Source organism: Pseudomonas sp. TE6283 (genome assembly GCF_054060555.1).
Genome location: NZ_JBSSDH010000004.1, coordinates 94,719 through 113,258, shown reverse-complemented (window position 1 = coordinate 113,258; position 18,540 = coordinate 94,719). Strand labels below are relative to the sequence as shown.

The following is an 18,540-nucleotide window of genomic DNA, read 5'->3' as shown; positions in this document are numbered from 1 at the left end:
GGGCTGTTCACTTCACACACCAACAGGAGATCCGCCATGAAAAGCACCTCGAATCCTTCGCGCTTCGACGCTTTTTTCTGTGCGGTTTCCACGTCGCTGCTCTTGGCAACCCCGGTGGAAACCTTCGCCTTCGAAACCCAGGAGGGCGAACCCTTCGCCCCCGTCCTGGCGCAGCCCGAGGTGCCGCGATTGTCGCTCGATCCGGTCAGTGTCAGCGGCCTCAACCAGGGCCTGCTCAGCGCCTTCTCCGAGCGCATGGATGAACGTCATGGCCAGCCCGACACCAACCCTATCGCCAGCCAGTGGGCGCAGTTCTTCCCCGGCACGCCGCGCCCGGGCGCCCAGCCGCCCGCGCAGGTGGAGGCCCCCAGCCAGCAGATGCTGATCGGCCCGGACCTGTTCGTGCGTGAAACCAGCGGCGGCAACGTGCACCGCGCAGGGATCTTCGTCGGTCACAACAACCTGCAGAGCAGCTTCAACGGCATGCGCCCGCTGCTGGGCGACAAGCAGCGTGACGCGGTCAACCTCAGTGGCGAGAGCCTCGGGGTGTACTGGAGCATGACCCATGAACAGGGCTGGCACGTGGATGCGCTGGCCATGGGCACACGCATCGATGTCAACGGCCGCTCCCAGGCGGGGCAGCGCGTCGACGACAGCGGTCATGCCATGACGCTCTCGGTGCAAGGCGGCTATCCCATCGGCCTGGGCGCCGGCTGGGTGATCGAGCCCCAGGCGCAGTTGATCAACCAGCAGTTCTTCCCGGGTAGCCAGGTACAGGAGGAAACCCTGCAGGCCTTCGACAGCCAGCCCAGCTGGAGTGGCCGGGTCGGTGCCAAGCTGTCGGCGCGCTACGAAGTGCGCGGCATGCCCATCGAACCCTATGTGCGCACCAACGTCTGGTACGACTTCAGCGATGCCGATTCGGTGAAGCTCGACCAGGTCGACAAGATCTCCAGTTCGCGCAGCGCCACTACGGTGGAACTGGGCTTGGGCCTGGTGGCCCGGGTGACGCCGAACGTGGCGCTGTTCGTCAGCGCCGACTACAGCTCCGACGTGGATGACAACGACCTCAACGGCTTGATCGGCAGCCTTGGCGTGAGAATGCGCTGGTAGACGGGTTCGGCCTCATCGCAGGTTTGCGATGAGGCCGTGCGTCGCGTTGTCGATCAGGCCTGGTCCACCTTGTGCCGCGCCGCATACAGGCACAGCATCTCCATCGCCAGCGTTGCCCCGGCCAGCGCAGTGATATCGGCATGGTCATAGGCCGGCGCCACCTCCACCAGGTCCATCCCCACCAGGTTGATCCCGCGCAAGCCGCCGAGAATCTCCAGTGCCTGCACCGTGCTCAGCCCGCCGCATACCGGCGTGCCGGTGCCAGGCGCGAAGGCCGGATCCAGGCAGTCGATATCGAAGGTCAGGTAGACCGGCCTGTCCCCCACCCGCTGACGGATCGCGGCGATGATCGCCTCGGTGCCCTGGCGATGCACCTGACGGGCATCGAGGATGGCGAAGCCCTGGCTGTCGTCATTGGTGGTGCGCAGGCCGATCTGCACCGAATGCGCCGGGTCCACCAGGCCTTCGCGCGCCGCGTGCCAGAACATGGTGCCGTGATCGATGCGCTTGCCCTCCTCGTCCGGCCAGGTGTCGCTGTGGGCGTCGAAGTGGATCAGCGCCAGCGGACCGTGCCGGCGAGCATTGGCCTTGAGCAGCGGGTAGCTGATGAAGTGGTCGCCACCGAGGGTGAGCATGGCGCAGCCGGCCCCGAGGATATGCTCGGCGTGCGCCTCGATGCTGTCCGGCACCGAGGCCGGCGTGCCGCTGTCGAACGCGCAGTCACCGTAGTCGATCACCGCCAGGTGATCGAACGGGTCGAACGTCCAGGGCCAGTGGCGGGCCCACGCCTGCTGCACCGAGGCGGCGCGGATCGCCCGCGGGCCGAAGCGCGCGCCGGGGCGGTTGCTGGTGGCGGTGTCGAACGGCACCCCGCTGACCACCACGTCGACACCGCGCAGGTCGCGGCTGTAGCGGCGCCGGGAAAAACTGGTGATACCGGCGTAGGTGCTCTCGGCGGCGGTGCCGTAGAGGCTGTCACGGGTCATGGCCTGGTCGTTGTCCTGGGCGAGGTCCACGGTCTGTCTCCTGTCGTTGTTGTTCACTGGCGGCTGCGGAAGGTGGTCCACAGGCGGTTGCGCTGGCGCAGGTCGGACAACGCCATGCTGCGGTCGGCAAACAGGCGCTGGCGCACCTCGGCCGATGGGTAGATGTCCGGGTCATTGCGGATTGCCACGTCCACCAGCGGCGTGGCGGCCTGGTTGGCGTTGGCGAAGAACAGCGTGTTGGTCAGTGCCGCCACCGACTCGGGGCGCAGCATGAAGGCGATGAAGGCGCGGGCCGCCTCGGGGTGCGGCGCGTCCTTGGGGATCACCAGGTTGTCCTGCCAGACCAGCGTGCCCTCGCGGGGAATGCGGTAGATCAGCTCGAACGGCTTGCCGGCGCGTCGGGCCTGGTCGGCGGCCATGGCCGCATCGCCGTTGTAGGTCAGCGCCAGGCATACGCTGCCGTTGGCCAGGTCGTTGATCTGGCGACCGTTGGCCACGTAGCTGATCGATGGCTGCAACTGCTGCAACAACGCCTGGGCGGCGTCCAGGTCGGCCTTGCTCTGGCTGTACGGGTCCTTGCCCAGGTAGTTGAGGGTCACCCCGATCACCTCCTGGGGCGAGTCCGGCATGGCGATCCCGCAGTCCTTCAGGCGACTGGCGTATTCGGGCTTGAACAGCAAGTCGAGGCTGTCCAGCGGGACGTCGCCCAGGCGCTGGCGCACGGCCTCGACATTCACCCCCAGCCCCAGCGTGCCCCAGGTGTACGGCACGGCATGGCGGTTGCCGGGATCGGCCTCGGCCAGCTTGGTCAGCAGGTCCGGGTCAAGGTTGGCATAGCCGGGCATCGCCTGGGCATCGAGCGGCTGCAGGGCACCGGCCTTGAGTGCCCGGGCCAGCACCGTGGCCGACGGCACCACCACGTCGTAGCCACTGCCGCCGGTGAGCAGCTTGGTTTCCAGCACCTCGGTGGTGTCGAAGGTGTCGTAGCGGACCTTGTAGCCAGTCTCCTGCTCGAACCGCGCCAGGGTTTGCGGGGCGACATAATCGGCCCAGCTGTACAGGTTGACGACCTTCTCCTCGGCCTGCAGTGGCAGGGCGATCAGCAATGAAAGCAGGCACAACGTTCGACGCATGGCGGGCACCTCGGCTTGGGGGTGGATGCCGCCAGCATGCCTGCCGGGTTACATTGTAAAAATGGCAACTATTCAAAGCTGACATTCATCAGGACCAATGTGATGCTCGGACAATTGCACGACCTCGACCTGCACCTGCTGCGGCTGTTCGTCACTGTAGTCGAGGCCGGCGGCTTCAGCGCCGCCCAGGGCGTGCTCGGGCTCAGCCAGCCCAGCATCAGCCAGCAGATGGCCAGGCTCGAGACCCGCCTGGGCTATCGCCTGTGCAGCCGTGGCAAGGGCGGCTTCCGGCTGACCGAGAAAGGCGAGCTGCTGCTCCAGGCGACCCGTGGCCTGCTGCTGCAGATCGAGCAGTTTCGCCAGCAGGCCAACGGCGTGGCCGGACGCTTGCTGGGCACGTTGCGCATCGGCCTGGCCGAGAACCAGGACCGCGATGTCACCTTGCGCCTGGCCCGGACCATCGCCCGGTTCCGTCAACGCGACCAGCAGGTGCGCCTTGAGCTGACCAGTGCGCCCCCCGCCGAGCTCGAGCGGCTGTTGCTGGAACAGCGCCTGGACTGCGCCATCAGCTATTTTTCCGGCAACCAGGCGGCATTCGATTACCTGCCGTTGTTCGAGGAGCGCCAGCGGCTCTACTGTGGCCTGGGGCATAAGCTGTTCGACCAGGCCCAGGTCAGTCGCGAGCACTTGCTGGAGGCCGATCAGGTCTGTCATCCCTATCGCTTTCTCAAGCAGGGTGAACCCTTCCAGAGCCGACACAGCCTGGCAGTGGCGGAACAGATCGACAGCGCGCTGACCTTGATCCTGTCAGGGCAGCATATCGGCTACCTGCCCTGCCACTGCGCCGCGCCCTGGGAAGCCCAGGGGCTGTTGCGGGCACTGGACCCGACACTGGATTTCGAGGTGCCGTTCATTTTGGCGCGACACCGTGGGCAGGAGCCCGGTGAGGCGCAGCAGGCGTTCATGGAGGATCTGCACCGTGTCTTTGTCGAACAGGGAACACACTGAGCCCCGCTTTCTTCGCCGTCGCGCATTTGCCACACTGCGGACTCGCCCGTGCCCCGAGGTCCAGATCACCATGCATGCCCGCTTCTGCCTGATCCTGCTGCTGACCCTTGGCCTGAGTGCCTGCGCCCTGTTCCAGGCGCGTGATCCGCTGAACATCAGCGTGATCGGTATCGATCCTCTGCCCGGCCAGGATCTGGAGCTGCGCATGGCGGTCAAGATCCGCGTGCAGAACCCCAACGAAACCCCCGTGGACTTCAACGGCATCGCCCTCAACCTGGAAGTCAACGACCAGCCCCTGGCCGCCGGGGTGAGCGACCAGCGCGGGCATATTGGCCGCTACGACGAAGCGGTGATCGTGGTGCCGGTGAGCATCACCGCCTTTGCCTTTCTGCGCCAGGCCTATGGCCTGAGCCGGGTGGAGTCCCTGCAGGGCCTGCCCTATGTATTGCGCGGCAAACTGGCAAGCGGCCCGCTGGGCACCGTACGCTTCACCGACAAAGGCAAACTGGACCTGCCCGCAGCCACAAGCGCCGGATGGTGAACCTGTTGTCGAGCAAACGAACGATCACTTGCCAGCAGTGGCTTGACCGACAAAGCGCACGCCGGGACGCGGACACTCGTCCACGCTGAGCTCGAACACGTCCGGCCGCGCATAGTGGCCGACCACATCGAAGTCGTAGCGCGCACGCACCAGCTCGTCGGTATCGATTTCGGCGCAGAGCAGGCCGCGCTCGCCCACCAGCGGCCCGGCCAGCACCTCGCCGAGGGGGCCGACGATCACGCTGCCACCGTTGATCAACGGCCGCTCGGCCGGCCAGTTGGCCACCTCAAGACCCAGCGCCGCCGGAGAATCCTGCACCTGGCAGGCGCTGATGACGAAACAACGCCCTTCGGCGGCGATGTGGCGCATGCTGACCTGCCACAGTTCGCGCTCATCCACCGTCGGCGCGCACCACAGTTGCACGCCCTTGGCGTACATCGCGGTGCGCAGCAGCGGCATGTAGTTCTCCCAGCACACCGCCGCGCCAATGCGCCCGGCGCGGCCCTCCACCACCGGTAGCGTGGAGCCATCGCCCTTGCCCCAGATCAGCCGCTCGGTGCCGGTGGGCATCAGCTTGCGGTGCTTGGCCACCAGACCGCCCTCGGGCTCGAAGAACAGCACGGTGCAGTACAGGGTGTTGCCGCTGCGCTCGATCACCCCGAGCACCAGGCTCGCGCCGGTCCGTGCCGCCAACCCGGCCAGCGCCTCGGTCTCGACGCCCGGCACATCGATGGCGTTGGCGAAATAGCGGGCGAAGGCTTCGCGCCCTTCAGGCAGGCGATAACCGAGCTGGGTGCCAAACCCCTCGCCTTTCGGATAACCGCCGAGCAACGCCTCGGGCATTACCACCAGGCTGGCGCCGGCCTCGCGGATGGGCTGCTCGTAATCGAGGATCTGCGCCAGGGTAGCGGCCTTGCCCGCCGGCAACGAACCGATCTGCAAGGCGGCAACGATGGATCTTGGCATCTTGGAGACTCCTGTCAGAAGAAAGCCGAAAGGTGCGCGCCGCCGCAGCGCAAGTGCTCGCCTGACTCAGCGGTTGGCGCTGGCGGCGGCCATCATCTTGTTCACTTCACTGCGTACCAGCTGGTTGAACTCCACTGGCGACATGCCGTCGAGCTCGGCGCGCACCCATTCGGCCCACTTGCCCTTGCGCCGCGGTTTTTCCGCGATCAGCCGCGCGGCCTCGCCCTTGGCCTTGGCCAGGTTGTTCTGCCAGTACTCGAACAAACGCGCCTTCTCTGCCTCGATCTGCGCCCGTTCCTGGAAGCTCATGTTGGCCAGATTGAAACTCATGGGGGTATTACCTGCCGCTGGAAAATGGACGCTATCTTACACTTAGCGACGCGCCATCGGTACGCCGCTGCAACTTTCCCGGCGCCGTGGCATCCACTGTTCAACGCCCAACCCTTCATGAGGATGTGTACATGGCCAGGAAAACCGCCGCGCAAGCAGACAACGACCAGATCAAGGATCAGGTATTCAGCGAACTGCAGGCATTGATCGAGGAGTCGGAGAAACTGCTCAGCGACAGCGCGTCGCTGGTCGGGGAAGAAGCAGAGGGCCTGAGGGCGCAACTGGGGCTGAAACTGCGCCAGGCACGCGAAGCCACTGGCCGGCTGGGGGAGAAGGCGCAGCCGGTGGTCGAGGCGACCCAGGAATACATTGGCGGCCATCCCTGGCAGACGGTGGCGATCTCCGCGGGCTTCGGCCTGGTGGTCGGCCTCTTGCTCGGACGCCGGCAATAGCTCAGGCGGCTTGCGCCATCGGGATCCCACTGTGGAAGCGCAGTTCCTGGTCGGGTGAGGTGATCAGCCCGGCCTCGGCCTCGCGCACCTGCTCCACTACTTTGGCGATATCCGCCTCGTCACCGTACTGGTGAGCCAGTTTCAGATAGCCCTGGTAGTGTCGTGCCTCGCTCTTGAGCAAGCCGTGGTAGAACGTGCCGAGCTCTTCATCCAGGTGCGGCACCAGGGCGGCGAAGCGCTCGCAGCTGCGCGCCTCGATGAAGGCGCCCACCACCAAGGTATCGACCAGCTTGACCGGCTCATGGGCACGCACCAGCCGCCGCAGGCCCGAGGCATAGCGCCCGGCCGAGACCGGACGCAGCGGCACGCCACGGCGCTTCATAAGGCGCAGCACCTGCTCGTGGTGCACCAGCTCCTCGCGGGCCAGGCGCGACATCATGTTGATCAGGTCCAGGTGGGTGTTGTACTTGGCGATCAGGCTTAGCGCAGTGCTGGCGGCCTTGAATTCACAGTTCTTGTGATCGATCAGCAGCGTCTCCTGGTCGGCCAGCGCCGCCTCGATCCAGGCATCAGGGGTACGGCAACCGAGGAAGGCGTCGATTTCGGGAATCAGGGACATGGCACTCACAATCACACAGGACATCGGCAGGACCGGCGATTATACCGGCGACCGCGTCGAGCACCAGTGACTATGCTTGATACATATCAAGCGGCGGCGGCAGCGGCGCCGTCTATAGTCAGGCATTGGCCGCCATTCTGAACGGAGTTCACGCCCATGCAAGCCGTACGCAGCATTCTTGTCGTCCTCGACCCCGAGCACGCCCACAGCCTTGCCCTGACCCGGGCCAAGCTGATCGCCGGGGTGACCGGCGCGCGCCTGCACCTGCTGATGTGCGACAAGAAACAGGATCATGACGCGCTGCTCAGCCTGCTCAGCAGCCAATTGCATGACGACGGTTACGACAGTGTCACCCACGAGCAGCACTGGAAGGACAATCTGCACAAGTCGATCATCCATGTGCAGCAAGCCGAAGGCTGCGAACTGGTGATCAAGGAGCACCGGCCGGACAATCCGCTGCGCAAGGCCTTGCTCACCCCCAGCGACTGGAAACTGCTGCGCGAGTGCCCGTGCGCGGTACTGATGGTCAAGAGCGAGCGGCCATGGACGGGGGGCAGGATCCTGGCGGCCGTGGATGTCGGCAACCAGGATGAAGCCCATCGCCTGCTGCATGCCAGCATCATCGACCATGGCTATGACATTGCCAGCCTGGCCAAGGGCGAACTGCACGTGATCAGTGCCCATCCCTCGCCCATGCTGTCGGCGTCCGACCCGGTCTACCAGCTGACGGAGACCATCGAGAAACGCTATCGCGAGGCATGCCTGGCGTTCCAGGCGGAGTTCGATATTACCGATGACCGACTGCATATCGCCGAGGGGCCGGCGGATGTGTTGATTCCCCATACCGAGAAGAAGCTCGATGCCGTGGTGACCATTATCGGCACCGTGGCACGAACAGGTATCTCGGGGGCCTTGATCGGTAACACCGCGGAGGTCGTGCTGGACTCGCTGGAAAGCGATGTACTGGTGCTCAAGAGCGAGGAGGCCAAGGCGCACCTGGCCGAGCTGGCGCGGGGCTAGGCCCGCTTCGGGCAGGAGCCTCCAGGGCAGTGGCGAAATGCCTGGCATGCGCAGTCATCCAGGCATCGGTCGCCCCATCTCGGTGCAAAGTCACTAGAATGGGCGGTCTCTCCAGCCACAGAACCTTCCCATGGACATTGATCAGGCCCGTACCTTCCTGGAAATCGTCCGCTGCGGCAGCCTGGTCGCCGCCGCCGAACGCCTGTTCGTGTCGCAGACCGCGATCACCGCCCGGGTCCAGCGCCTGGAGCAGCAACTGGGCTGCCAGCTGTTCGTGCGCAGCCGCAATGGCGCCAGCCTCACCAGCGACGGCGAGGCGTTCGTCCCCTATGCCAACCAGCTGGTGCAGACCTGGGAAGCAGCACGCCGTGACCTGCCGCTGCCCCAGGGCTGCCAACAGGTGCTGCACGTGGGCGCCGAAGTGAGCCTGGGCAATCCGATGCTGCTCGACTGGGTCAGCGCCCTGCATCACGAGCTGCCCAGCCACGCCATCCGCAGCGAGGTCAGCGACGGCGAATCGCTGCTGCGCAAGGTGCAGATGGGCCTGCTCGACGCCGCGCTGGTCTACCAGCCGACCTATGGTCCGGGCCTGCAGGTCGAGCAGTTGATGGAAGAGAAGCTGATCCGCGTGCGTCGGGCCGATGCGCCCGATCCCTATGTCTACATCGACTGGGGCGAGGCTTTCCGTCGCCAGCACGATGCGGCCCTGCCCGAGCTGTCACGCCCGGCCCTGAGCTTCAACCTTGGGCCGCTGGCTCTGCAGTTCATCCTCGACCGTGGCGGCAGTGGCTATTTCCGTACGCGAGTGGTGCAGGCCTACCTGCAGAACGGCGTGTTCGAGCGCGTGCCCCAGGCGCCGGAGTTCACCTACCCGACCTTCCTGGTGCATGCCCGCGAGCGCGACAGCGAGGCCCTGCAACAGGCCTTCGGGGTGCTGCGCCGGCTGGTGGCCGCCGGCGAGAGCGACTGGTCACAACGCTGGGACCCGCTGATCTGAACCCGACGCGGCGGCGCTAAGCAGGCGTCGCTTGAGGCCGGCGATCAGGTCGGTCTGGGTGATCACCCCCACCAGGCGCTCGCCGTCGAGTACCGGCAGGCAGTGCAAGCCTTGCTCGCCGAGCAACGGCAGCAAGCGTTCCAGGGGCTGCCCGCCGTCGACACTGACCACCCGGCGACTCATCACCTGTTCCAGACGCACGGGCTGGCGACGGAACAGGCCACGCCAGCTGAATCGCCCACGGGCCATGGCCGCGCCGACCAGGTCGGTGAGGCTGACCATGCCGACCAGGTGGCCATCTTCCAGCACCGGCAAGGTCTTCAGGTGGTGATCGGCCAGCATCCGCCAGGCCTGCTCCAAGGTGGTGGCCGGAGTGGCGGCCTGCACGTCACGGGACATCACCGAGCGCGCGGTGATGCCGCCCAGGCTGCGCTGCAGGGCATGCTGCTCGGTGGCCAGGATGATGCGTTCCAGCTCGTCACGGGTAACGTCGACGAATTCGCCGATCTCTGCCAGGGCCTGGTCCAGGTCTTCGCCCCGGATACCAACCCGCTCGCCCGGCAGCGGGTCGTGGGTATGGTGCGGGTCCTTGCGCGGCGCCGCATTCTTGGGATAGCGCACGCCGGTCAGGCGGTTGTACAGCACCGCCACCGTCACCAGCACCAGCCCATTGAGCAGCACCGGTTCGAGCAGATGGTCCCCCATGGCCACCAGGCCCGGATCGGCCAGCACCGTGCTCACCGCCACGCCGCCAGCGGGCGGGTGCAGGCAGCGCAGCAGGCACATCCCCAGGATCGCGACACCCAGCGCCGCCGCCGCCACCCACAGGCCGTCACCGAAACCGTGGCGCATGGCCAGGCCCACCACGCCAGCCAGGGCATAGCTGCCCAGCACCGGCCAGGGCTGGGCCAGGGGCCCGGAGTGCACGGCGAATACCAGCACCGCCGAGGCCGCCAGCGGCCCAAGCAGGTGCAGGGCGATGGACGGGCCGTAGGCCAGGCTGCACAGGTAGCCGGCGAGAAACAGGCCCAGCAGCGCGCCGAGGCCAGCGCGCAACCACTCTCTGGGGGGAATGTTCAGGGGCGCCGGGAGCAGGCGCTGCAAGCGGGATTGGGGACGCGAGGCAGGCATCGAGGTATTCGGATCGTGTTCTTGTGCGAAAAAAGAAAGCCCAGCGCGACCGGCCTGGGCCCTGTGTTGCGCAATGCAATCGCGCAAGGGCTCCGTCCATGGATAAATGGAAACCGCAGGGTTTCGTGGGGAAGGATTGTGCCGGGCGCGGGTGACCATGGGCCAATTCAAAAAACTGCGGCTGTACTGCAATTTTTTTGCAGGGTTGATCCGCCTTTCTTCAAGGCATACGCCATCCCTGTGGGAACGGCCTCGCCGATCAACGCCCCTTGCGCGGCAGGTCAATGCTGACCCGCAACCCGCCCTGGGGGCTTTCCAGCAGCGCAATCCGCCCGCTCCAGGCCTCGACGATATCGCGCACGATGCCCAGTCCCAGGCCATGGCCATCGACCTGCTCGTCCAGCCGCGAACCGCGTTCAAGCACCTGCAGGCGCTGCGTCTCGGGGATGCCCGGGCCATCGTCGTCCACCCACAGCCGGTAACCCTCGGCGGTCGGCGCGATACCCAGGCGCACCTCGCTGTCGGCCCATTTGCAGGCGTTGTCCAGCAGGTTGCCGAGCAGTTCCAGCAGGTCTTCGCGGTCCCAAGGCAACAACAACCCGGGCGGTACATCGCGCTCGAGCAGCAGGCCCTCGCCATGGATCATGCCCAGCGTCGCCAGCAGCCCCGGCAACTCAGCGTCGCAGTCGAACTGCGCCCCCGGCAGCGCATCGCCGGCCAGGCGCGCGCGGTTGAGCTCGCGGGCCAGGCGCTGCTGGATCTGCTCGAGCTGCTCGCGCATCTGCGCACGTACCTCAGGCAATCCTTGGAGGCGCTCGCTGGCGGCCAGGCTGAGCAGGACCGCCAACGGTGTCTTCAAGGCATGGCCGAGGTTGCCCAGGGCATTGCGCGAACGCCGCAGGCTGTCCTCGGTGTGGGCCAGCAGGTGGTTGATCTGGTCCACCAGTGGTTGCAGCTCGCTGGGCACCTCGGCGTCCAGTTGCGAGCGCTGGCCCTGCTGCAACTGGGCGATCTGCTGGCGCGCCCGTTCCAGTGGACGCAGCGAACGGGTCACGGTGATGCGCTGCAGCACCAACACCAGCAGCAGCGCCACCAGGCCCAGGCCCAGGCCGATCTGCTGCATGCGCCGAAAGCCCTCGCGCACCGGCGAATAGTCCTGGGCCACGCTGATCGAGATGTCCTGCCCCAAACGCCGGTAATCGCCGCGATAGGCCAGCAGCTGCTGGCCCTCGGGCCCCAGTTCGTGGCCATCGTCCAGCCCCGGCTTGCCGGGCTTGGGCATGTCCATGTCCCACAACGAACGCGAGCGCCAGGTGCCCTGGTCGAAATCGATGCGAAAGTAGTAGCCCGAGAATGGCTGCTGGTAGGCGGCCGACAACCGTCGCTCGTCCAACTGCAAGCCGGAAGGGCCGCGCACCAGCGCCACCAGCAGGTTCTCGCTTTCCTTGCGCAGGCCGGCTTCCAGATAGCGCTGCAGCCCGGCTTCGAACAGCCACAGGGTCAACTGCGCCAGGGCCAGCCCCACCGCCACCAGCACCGCCACCAGGCCCAGGCTCAGGCGCGCCTGGATCGACTTCACGCGGCGCTCCCCGCGTACACGTAACCCTGGCCGCGGCGGGTTTCGATCACGCTGCGCCCCAGCTTGCGCCGCAGATGGTTGACGTGAACTTCCAGCACATTGGAATCGCGCTCGGTTTCACCGTCATACAAGTGCTCGGCCAGGTGGCTCTTGGACAGCACCTGCCCCGGGTGCAGCATGAAGTAGCGCAGCAGGCGGAATTCGGCGGCGGTGAGTTGGACATCGACACCCTCGCGGCTCACGCACTGTCGCGATTCATCCAGGTGCAGGCCGGCCGCTTCCAGCTTCGGCTGGTTGGCCAACCCCTTGGCCCGGCGCAGCAGGGCCTGGATGCGCAGTTGCAGCTCCTCGGGGTGGAAGGGCTTGCTCAGGTAATCGTCGGCGCCAGCCTTGAGCCCCTCGATCCGCTCGGCCCAGGAACCACGGGCGGTGAGGATCAGCACCGGAGTGGCCAAGCCGCCCGCCCGCCACTGCGCCAGCACCTCGAGCCCCGGCAGACCGGGCAGGCCGAGGTCGAGGATGATCAGGTCGTAGGGTTCGCTCTGGCCCTGGTACACCGCGTCGCGGCCATCGGCCAGCCAGTCCACGGCGTAGCCCTGGCGTTGCAGGGCGGCGGTCAGTTCATCGGCCAGGGGGACATTGTCCTCGACAAGCAACAGGCGCATCTCAGTCGTCTTCCTCGTCTTTGAGCAACTCGCCGGTGCGGGCATCGAGCTTGATCTCGCGCACCACGCCGGCCGGGGTCAGCAGTTCGACCTCGTACTCGTAGCGCTCGTGCTTTTCTTCCAGCTCCGCCTCCAGCAGCCGCGCCCCGGGGTAACGCCCCAGGGCGGACTCGAGCAGTTGCTCGAGCGGCAGGATGATGCCCTGTTGCCGAAGCGCCAGGGCTTCATCCTGATCCAGGTCGCGCGCGGCGGCCAGCGAGCATACGGTCATCAATGCGAAGGCAAGATAGCGCGTCGTTCGCGGTAGATCGCTCATCAGTTGTCCCGGGCGTCACGCAGCACTTCACCGGTCTTGGCATCGACGTCCACGTCCCACTCTGCCTTTTGCGCATCACGCAGCTCGACCTTGAGCACGTAGCGGCCATAGGTGTTTTCCAGCTCGGAATCCGTGATGGTGGCGTCTGGGTGTTTGGCCTTGGCGATGTCTGCGATTTTTTGCAGCGACTGAACGGTACCCGCCTTTTCCAAGCCACTGATCTCGTGAGCCGGCACATCGGCCAGGGCAACACTGGCGCCAAGTGTCAGGGCGGCGGCAGTAACAAGGGCAGTCAAAGTTTTCATGAGGTTCTCTCCAGCGAGATGTGTAATTTGTCTACGGGGTTAAGATTAACCACCGGCCCTTAACTCAACCTGAAAACAGCTGGCCGCATGATAGCGCAGCTCTTGGTGCCCATGCGCAGCCCCTTGCAGGAGCACCTCGGCAAGGCCGGCAAATCCCCTATACTGCCCGCCTGCCCCACCCGAGACCCCGCCATGAGCGCGATTCACATCAAGTACCCCGCCCTGACCTTCAAGGCCGGCCAGCGTGCCCTGCGGCAGATCCGCGAACGCGGCCTGCGGGCCGAAGATGTCGGTGTGTTGCCGGGCGCTGCCGGTGGCCCCAAGCCGCTGGGGATCCAGGGCCTGGACCTGGCGTTGTTCGGTGAATGGCTGACCAGCGCGCCGCGCCAGCGTGCGCTGATCGGCGCCTCGATCGGTGCCTGGCGCTTCGCCAGCGCCTGCCTCGACGATCCGGTCGCCGGCATCCGCCGCCTGGGCGAGCTGTACACCGAGCAGGACTTCGCCAAGGGCGTGACACCAAAAGAGATCAGCCAGAGCTGCCAGCGCATGCTCGACGACCTGCTGCAAGGCCGCGACGGGCAGGTCCTGACCAACCCGCACTACCGCCTGAACATCCTGGTGGTGAAGAGCCATGGCCAGCTCGCCCACGACCACCGCGGCCGCCTGGGCATGGGCCTGTCCTCGGTGATCGCCAGCAACCTGCTGGGGCGCGCGCGCCTGGGCCGGCATTTCGAGCGGGTCATCCTCCACGACCAACGCGCCGCGCCGCCGCTGGAGCCACTGACCGATTTCCCGTCGCGCAGCCTGCCGCTGGACCTGGCCAACCTGCGCCACGCCCTGCTCGCCTCGGGCTCGATCCCCATGGTCATGGAAGGCGTGCGCGACATCCCCGGCGCCGGGGCCGGCACCTACCGCGACGGCGGCCTGCTCGACTATCACCTGGACCTGCCCTACCAGGGCGACGACCTGGTGCTCTACCCGCACTTCACCGACAAGGTGGTGCCCGGCTGGTTCGACAAGGCCCTGCCCTGGCGCAAGGGCGACGCCACGCGCCTGCAGAACGTGCTGCTGATGACCCCGTCGCCGCAGTACCTGGCCGCCCTGCCCTACGGCAAGCTGCCAGACCGCAACGACTTCAAGCGTTTCATGGGCGATGCGCCGGGCCGCAGGCGCTACTGGTACCAGGCCATGGCCGAAAGCCGGCGCCTGGGCGACGAACTGCTGGAACTGATCGCCACCGGGCGGTTGCAGGATCGGTTGCAAGCCTTGTAGCGGGCATGCTGGTAGACTGCGCGCATCGTTGATTCACACAGAGTTATGCCAGCGTGGAAATCTTTAAGGAATTTACCTTCGAATCGGCTCACCGCCTGCCCAACGTCCCTGCCGGCCACAAGTGCGGTCGCCTGCATGGCCACTCGTTCAAGGTTGCCCTGCACCTGACCGGCCCGCTCGATCCGCACACCGGCTGGATCCGCGATTTCTCCGAGATAAAGGCGATCTTCAAGCCGATCTACGAGCAGTTGGACCACAACTACCTGAACGATATTCCAGGCTTGGAAAACCCCACCAGCGAAGTGATCGCCAAGTGGATCTGGGACCAGGTCAAGCCGCTGCTGCCGGAGCTGTCGAAGGTGCGCATCCATGAGACCTGCACCAGCGGGTGCGAGTACACCGGCGACTGATCTGCACCGGCCTTTTCGCGGGTAACCCGCGAAGAGGCCAGCACCGTTACCCCAGAGCTTCAGCCCTGCCCGCGGTCCAGGGCGTCTCGCAAAAAGCTCGGCGCGATATAGCGCTGGTAATGCGCCTCCGACAACAGGAAAAACTCCCGGTCGATGGCATCGCGCAACTGCGGCAGTTCCCAGTCGCGGAACTCCGGCAGCAGCGCCATCCCGTACGCCTCCAGGTCACGGATCATCCGCGCCCCACGGGCGATCAGCTGATACGCCCAGCAATACTCGGACTGGTGCGCGACGAAGCGGACCGAGCGCTGCTCCAGCTGCTGGCGCAGCAGCGCTTTGTCGAACACTTCCAGCTTGGCCATCATCACCTGCACCAGCAGTTGCTCCAGGCGCAGCCACACCGCGCGCTTCTGCTCGTCGTCGTAGCCGTTCCAGTGGATCACTTCGTGGTGAAAGCGCTTGCAGCCGCGGCACACCAGGTCGCCGTAGACCGTGGAGCACAGGCCGACGCAAGGGGTCTTGATGGATTGGTTGGACATGTAGAAACAACAGCTTGGCGGTGGAACACCGGTTCATGTTAGCCCTTTGTCTAACCAGGGTCACCCGTTAAAGTCATCTACGCCGCCTTACCTTCGGCTTATTTTTGCCGTAGAATCACTCCGCCTTTTCTAGGCAACAATGTCCGTTGGAAGCTGTTTTCAAAGCGTCACGAGCACAGTTGATCCGGTAGAACGGCGTTGGCCCTGTCCATGCAAGCGCGCATGGCCATGGCCAACCCCTCATCAGCCTTCCGTTCTACAGGCGTAAAACTTTGAAAGCAGCTTCTGTAAGGATTCTCTGCGACCCTGGCTTGCCGGCCCAAAAAGCCGTCTTGAGCGCATGGGTGCATGGGAATGCTGGATGAGCGTCCCGGACTCCCTTTAGGGACCACTGATGAGGGTAATAACTGTGCTTGAAGCCTACCGCAAACACATCGAAGAGCGTGCCGCTCTGGGTATCGTGCCCCAGCCGCTGAACGCCGAACAAACTGCAGGCCTGGTCGAGCTGCTGAAAAACCCGCCGGCCGGCGAAGAAGCCTTCCTCGTAGACCTGATCACCAACCGCGTTCCGCCAGGAGTGGACGAAGCCGCCTACGTCAAGGCCGCGTTCCTCTCCGCCGTCGCCAAGGGTGAAGCCAAATCCCCGCTGATCGACCGCAAGCACGCCACCGAGCTGCTGGGCACCATGCAGGGCGGCTACAACATCGAGACGCTGGTCGCGCTGCTGGACGACGCCGAACTGGGCGCCGTCGCGGCCGAACAGCTCAAGCACACCCTGCTGATGTTCGATGCCTTCCACGATGTGGCCGAAAAAGCCAAGGCGGGCAACGCCCACGCCAAGGCCGTGCTGGAATCCTGGGCTGCCGGCGAGTGGTTCACCAGCCGTCCGGCGATCGCCGACAAGTACACCCTGACCGTGTTCAAGGTGCCTGGCGAAACCAACACCGACGACCTGTCCCCTGCCCCTGACGCCTGGTCGCGCCCTGACATCCCGCTGCACGCCCTGGCCATGCTGAAGATGGCCCGCGACGGCATCGAGCCTTCGCAGCCAGGTTCGGTCGGCCCGCTGGCCCAGATCGAAGCCATGAAAGCCAAAGGCTTCCCGGTTGCCTACGTCGGTGACGTGGTCGGCACCGGTTCCTCGCGCAAATCCGCCACCAACTCGGTGCTGTGGTTCTTCGGCGACGACATCCCGTACGTGCCGAACAAGCGCGCCGGTGGTTTCTGCTTCGGCACCAAGATCGCCCCGATCTTCTACAACACCATGGAAGACGCCGGCGCCCTGCCGATCGAGTTCGACTGCACCAACCTGGCCATGGGCGACGTCATCGACGTCTACCCGTTCAAAGGTGAAGTGCGCCGCCACGGCAGCGACGAACTGGTCACCAACTTCGAGCTGAAGACCGAAGTACTGCTCGACGAAGTCCGCGCCGGCGGCCGTATCCCGCTGATCGTCGGCCGTGGCCTGACCGAGAAGGCCCGCGCCGAACTGGGCCAGGCCCCATCGGACCTGTTCAAGAAACCCGAGCAGCCAGCCGCTTCGACCAAGGGCTTCACCCTGGCGCAGAAGATGGTCGGTCGCGCCTGCGGCCTGCCGGAAGGCCAGGGCGTGCGTCCAGGCGCCTACTGCGAGCCGAAGATGACCACCGTCGGCTCCCAGGACACCACGGGCCCGATGACCCGCGACGAGCTGAAAGACCTGGCGTGCCTGGGCTTCTCCGCCGACCTGGTGATGCAGTCGTTCTGCCACACCGCGGCCTATCCGAAGCCGATCGACGTCACCACCCACCACACCCTGCCAGACTTCATCCGCACCCGTGGCGGCGTGTCGCTGCGCCCGGGCGACGGCATCATCCACAGCTGGCTGAACCGCATGCTGATGCCTGACACCGTGGGTACCGGTGGCGACTCGCACACCCGCTTCCCGATCGGCATCTCGTTCCCGGCAGGTTCCGGCCTGGTGGCCTTCGCCGCCGCCACCGGCGTCATGCCGCTGGACATGCCAGAATCCGTGCTGGTGCGCTTCAAGGGCAAACTGCAGCCAGGCATCACCCTGCGTGACCTGGTCCACGCGATCCCTTACTACGCCATCCAGAAGGGCCTGCTGACCGTCGAGAAGAAGGGCAAGAAGAACATCTTCTCCGGCCGCATCCTCGAGATCGAAGGCCTGAACGAGCTGACCGTCGAGCAAGCCTTCGAGCTGTCCGACGCCTCGGCCGAACGTTCCGCTGCCGGTTGCACCATCAAGCTGCCAGAGAAGGCCATCGCCGAGTACCTGCAGTCCAACATCACCCTGCTGCGCTGGATGATCGGCGAAGGCTACGGCGATGCCCGCACCCTGGAGCGCCGCGCCCAGGCCATGGAAGCCTGGCTGGCCAAGCCTGAGCTGCTGTCGGCCGACGCCGACGCCGAGTACGCCGAGATCATCGAGATCGACCTGGCCGACGTCAAGGAGCCTGTGCTCTGCGCGCCGAACGACCCGGACGATGCCCGCCTGCTGTCCTCGGTACAAGGCGAGAAGATCGACGAAGTGTTCATCGGCTCGTGCATGACCAACATCGGTCACTTCCGCGCTGCCGGGAAGCTGCTGGACAAGGTCAAGGGCGGTATTCCGACCCGTCTGTGGCTGGCTCCGCCAACCAAGATGGACGCCCACCAGCTGACCGAAGAAGGCTACTACGGCATCTACGGCAAGGCTGGCGCGCGCATGGAAATGCCAGGCTGCTCGCTGTGCATGGGTAACCAGGCACGTGTGCAGACCGGTTCGACCGTGGTCTCCACCTCGACCCGTAACTTCCCGAACCGTCTGGGCGACGCCACCAACGTGTACCTGGCCTCGGCCGAGCTGGCTGCTGTCGCTTCGATCATCGGCAAGCTGCCGACCGTCGAGGAGTACATGCAGTACGCGAAAGACATCGACAGCATGGCTGCCGACGTCTACCGCTACCTGAGCTTCGACCAGATCGCCGAGTTCCGCGAAGCGGCGGCCAACGCCAAGATCCCGGTGGTTCAGGCGTAAGCTGAGCAGTACGTTGTAGAAGAAAGCCCCGGTAGCGATACCGGGGCTTTTTTGTTGGATTTACGATCCTGTCGCGGGGCAAGCCCGCTCCCACGTCAACATGAATTTCCCCCCGCGGGAGCGGGCTTGCCCCGCGATT

20 protein-coding genes are annotated in these 18,540 nt (G+C 65.6%); 9 read left to right on the top strand and 11 right to left on the bottom strand.

The annotated features are described in order from the left end of the window. The first annotated feature begins 36 nt into the window (after positions 1-36). Entirely contained in the window at positions 37-1,113 is a 1,077-nt protein-coding gene (locus tag ACVWZ5_RS07830) for an autotransporter domain-containing protein (protein WP_084941465.1), read from the top strand. A gap of 53 nt (positions 1,114-1,166) precedes the next feature. Here ACVWZ5_RS07830 and speB read toward each other — a convergent pair whose 3' ends face one another. Both speB and ACVWZ5_RS07820 read right to left on the bottom strand, forming a co-directional pair. Continuing rightward, positions 1,167-2,129, bottom strand: a complete 963-nt coding sequence (speB, locus tag ACVWZ5_RS07825; RefSeq protein ID WP_457340520.1) for an agmatinase — start codon at positions 2,127-2,129, stop codon at positions 1,167-1,169. Between the two features lie 23 nt (positions 2,130-2,152). Next, positions 2,153-3,232, bottom strand: a complete 1,080-nt coding sequence (locus ACVWZ5_RS07820; protein ID WP_062574529.1) for an extracellular solute-binding protein — start codon at positions 3,230-3,232, stop codon at positions 2,153-2,155. Positions 3,233-3,334: 102 nt separating this feature from the next. Between ACVWZ5_RS07820 and ACVWZ5_RS07815 the strand changes: the two genes are divergently transcribed. Both ACVWZ5_RS07815 and ACVWZ5_RS07810 read left to right on the top strand, forming a co-directional pair. Next, entirely contained in the window at positions 3,335-4,240 is a 906-nt protein-coding gene (locus ACVWZ5_RS07815) for a LysR family transcriptional regulator (RefSeq protein ID WP_062574530.1), read from the top strand. Between the two features lie 70 nt (positions 4,241-4,310). Then, the gene (locus ACVWZ5_RS07810) at positions 4,311-4,781 is read left to right on the top strand and encodes an LEA type 2 family protein (protein WP_062574531.1); all 471 of its coding nucleotides are present in this window, start codon (positions 4,311-4,313) and stop codon (positions 4,779-4,781) included. A gap of 24 nt (positions 4,782-4,805) precedes the next feature. Here ACVWZ5_RS07810 and ACVWZ5_RS07805 read toward each other — a convergent pair whose 3' ends face one another. Next, a complete protein-coding gene (locus tag ACVWZ5_RS07805; protein ID WP_062574532.1) occupies positions 4,806-5,747 on the bottom strand; it encodes a carbon-nitrogen hydrolase family protein in 942 nt (313 codons plus the stop codon). Between the two features lie 66 nt (positions 5,748-5,813). Further along, positions 5,814-6,077, bottom strand: a complete 264-nt coding sequence (locus tag ACVWZ5_RS07800) for a hypothetical protein (RefSeq protein WP_028692589.1) — start codon at positions 6,075-6,077, stop codon at positions 5,814-5,816. 131 nt (positions 6,078-6,208) lie between these two features. On the opposite strand from ACVWZ5_RS07800, the gene ACVWZ5_RS07795 reads away from it, so the two are divergent. Then, a complete protein-coding gene (locus ACVWZ5_RS07795; RefSeq protein ID WP_028692590.1) occupies positions 6,209-6,529 on the top strand; it encodes a DUF883 family protein in 321 nt (106 codons plus the stop codon). A gap of 1 nt (position 6,530) precedes the next feature. Here ACVWZ5_RS07795 and miaE read toward each other — a convergent pair whose 3' ends face one another. After that, the gene (miaE, locus tag ACVWZ5_RS07790) at positions 6,531-7,148 is read right to left on the bottom strand and encodes a tRNA-(ms[2]io[6]A)-hydroxylase (RefSeq protein WP_028692591.1); all 618 of its coding nucleotides are present in this window, start codon (positions 7,146-7,148) and stop codon (positions 6,531-6,533) included. A gap of 156 nt (positions 7,149-7,304) precedes the next feature. Here miaE and ACVWZ5_RS07785 point away from each other — a divergent pair, with 156 nt between their 5' ends. Both ACVWZ5_RS07785 and ACVWZ5_RS07780 read left to right on the top strand, forming a co-directional pair. Continuing rightward, positions 7,305-8,168, top strand: coding sequence for a universal stress protein (locus ACVWZ5_RS07785; RefSeq protein WP_457340519.1), 864 nt, complete (start codon positions 7,305-7,307; stop codon positions 8,166-8,168). A 130-nt stretch (positions 8,169-8,298) separates the two neighbouring features. Continuing rightward, complete coding sequence (locus ACVWZ5_RS07780) at positions 8,299-9,165, top strand: LysR family transcriptional regulator (protein WP_280071163.1); 867 nt, start codon at positions 8,299-8,301, stop codon at positions 9,163-9,165. Here ACVWZ5_RS07780 and ACVWZ5_RS07775 read toward each other — a convergent pair. The 5 genes from ACVWZ5_RS07775 to ACVWZ5_RS07755 all read right to left on the bottom strand — a co-directional run bounded on the left by ACVWZ5_RS07775 (position 9,139) and on the right by ACVWZ5_RS07755 (position 13,161). Next, a complete protein-coding gene (locus ACVWZ5_RS07775; RefSeq protein ID WP_062574534.1) occupies positions 9,139-10,296 on the bottom strand; it encodes an HPP family protein in 1,158 nt (385 codons plus the stop codon). The genes ACVWZ5_RS07780 and ACVWZ5_RS07775 overlap by 27 nt on opposite strands. Positions 10,297-10,555: 259 nt before the next feature. Further along, a complete protein-coding gene (locus ACVWZ5_RS07770; RefSeq protein WP_084941462.1) occupies positions 10,556-11,875 on the bottom strand; it encodes a sensor histidine kinase in 1,320 nt (439 codons plus the stop codon). Further along, complete coding sequence (locus tag ACVWZ5_RS07765; RefSeq protein ID WP_084941461.1) at positions 11,872-12,540, bottom strand: response regulator transcription factor; 669 nt, start codon at positions 12,538-12,540, stop codon at positions 11,872-11,874. The genes ACVWZ5_RS07770 and ACVWZ5_RS07765 overlap by 4 nt, the downstream gene beginning before the upstream one ends. A gap of 1 nt (position 12,541) precedes the next feature. After that, the gene (locus ACVWZ5_RS07760; RefSeq protein WP_062359482.1) at positions 12,542-12,856 is read right to left on the bottom strand and encodes a PepSY domain-containing protein; all 315 of its coding nucleotides are present in this window, start codon (positions 12,854-12,856) and stop codon (positions 12,542-12,544) included. Further along, positions 12,856-13,161, bottom strand: coding sequence for a PepSY domain-containing protein (locus ACVWZ5_RS07755; protein ID WP_062574537.1), 306 nt, complete (start codon positions 13,159-13,161; stop codon positions 12,856-12,858). The genes ACVWZ5_RS07760 and ACVWZ5_RS07755 overlap by 1 nt, the downstream gene beginning before the upstream one ends. 192 nt (positions 13,162-13,353) lie before the next feature. Here ACVWZ5_RS07755 and ACVWZ5_RS07750 point away from each other — a divergent pair, with 192 nt between their 5' ends. Together ACVWZ5_RS07750 and queD are read left to right on the top strand one after the other, a co-directional pair. After that, positions 13,354-14,433, top strand: coding sequence for a patatin-like phospholipase domain-containing protein (locus ACVWZ5_RS07750; RefSeq protein ID WP_062574538.1), 1,080 nt, complete (start codon positions 13,354-13,356; stop codon positions 14,431-14,433). A gap of 53 nt (positions 14,434-14,486) precedes the next feature. Beyond that, positions 14,487-14,843 (top strand): 6-carboxytetrahydropterin synthase QueD, encoded by a 357-nt coding sequence (gene queD, locus ACVWZ5_RS07745; RefSeq protein WP_023630589.1) that lies wholly within the window; start codon positions 14,487-14,489, stop codon positions 14,841-14,843. Between the two features lie 59 nt (positions 14,844-14,902). On the opposite strand, the gene ACVWZ5_RS07740 is transcribed toward queD, so the two are convergent. Continuing rightward, a complete protein-coding gene (locus ACVWZ5_RS07740) occupies positions 14,903-15,382 on the bottom strand; it encodes a DUF1289 domain-containing protein (protein ID WP_028692600.1) in 480 nt (159 codons plus the stop codon). A 409-nt stretch (positions 15,383-15,791) separates the two neighbouring features. On the opposite strand from ACVWZ5_RS07740, the gene acnB reads away from it, so the two are divergent. Continuing rightward, positions 15,792-18,401, top strand: coding sequence for a bifunctional aconitate hydratase 2/2-methylisocitrate dehydratase (gene acnB, locus ACVWZ5_RS07735; protein ID WP_062574539.1), 2,610 nt, complete (start codon positions 15,792-15,794; stop codon positions 18,399-18,401). Positions 18,402-18,540: the final 139 nt, after the last annotated feature.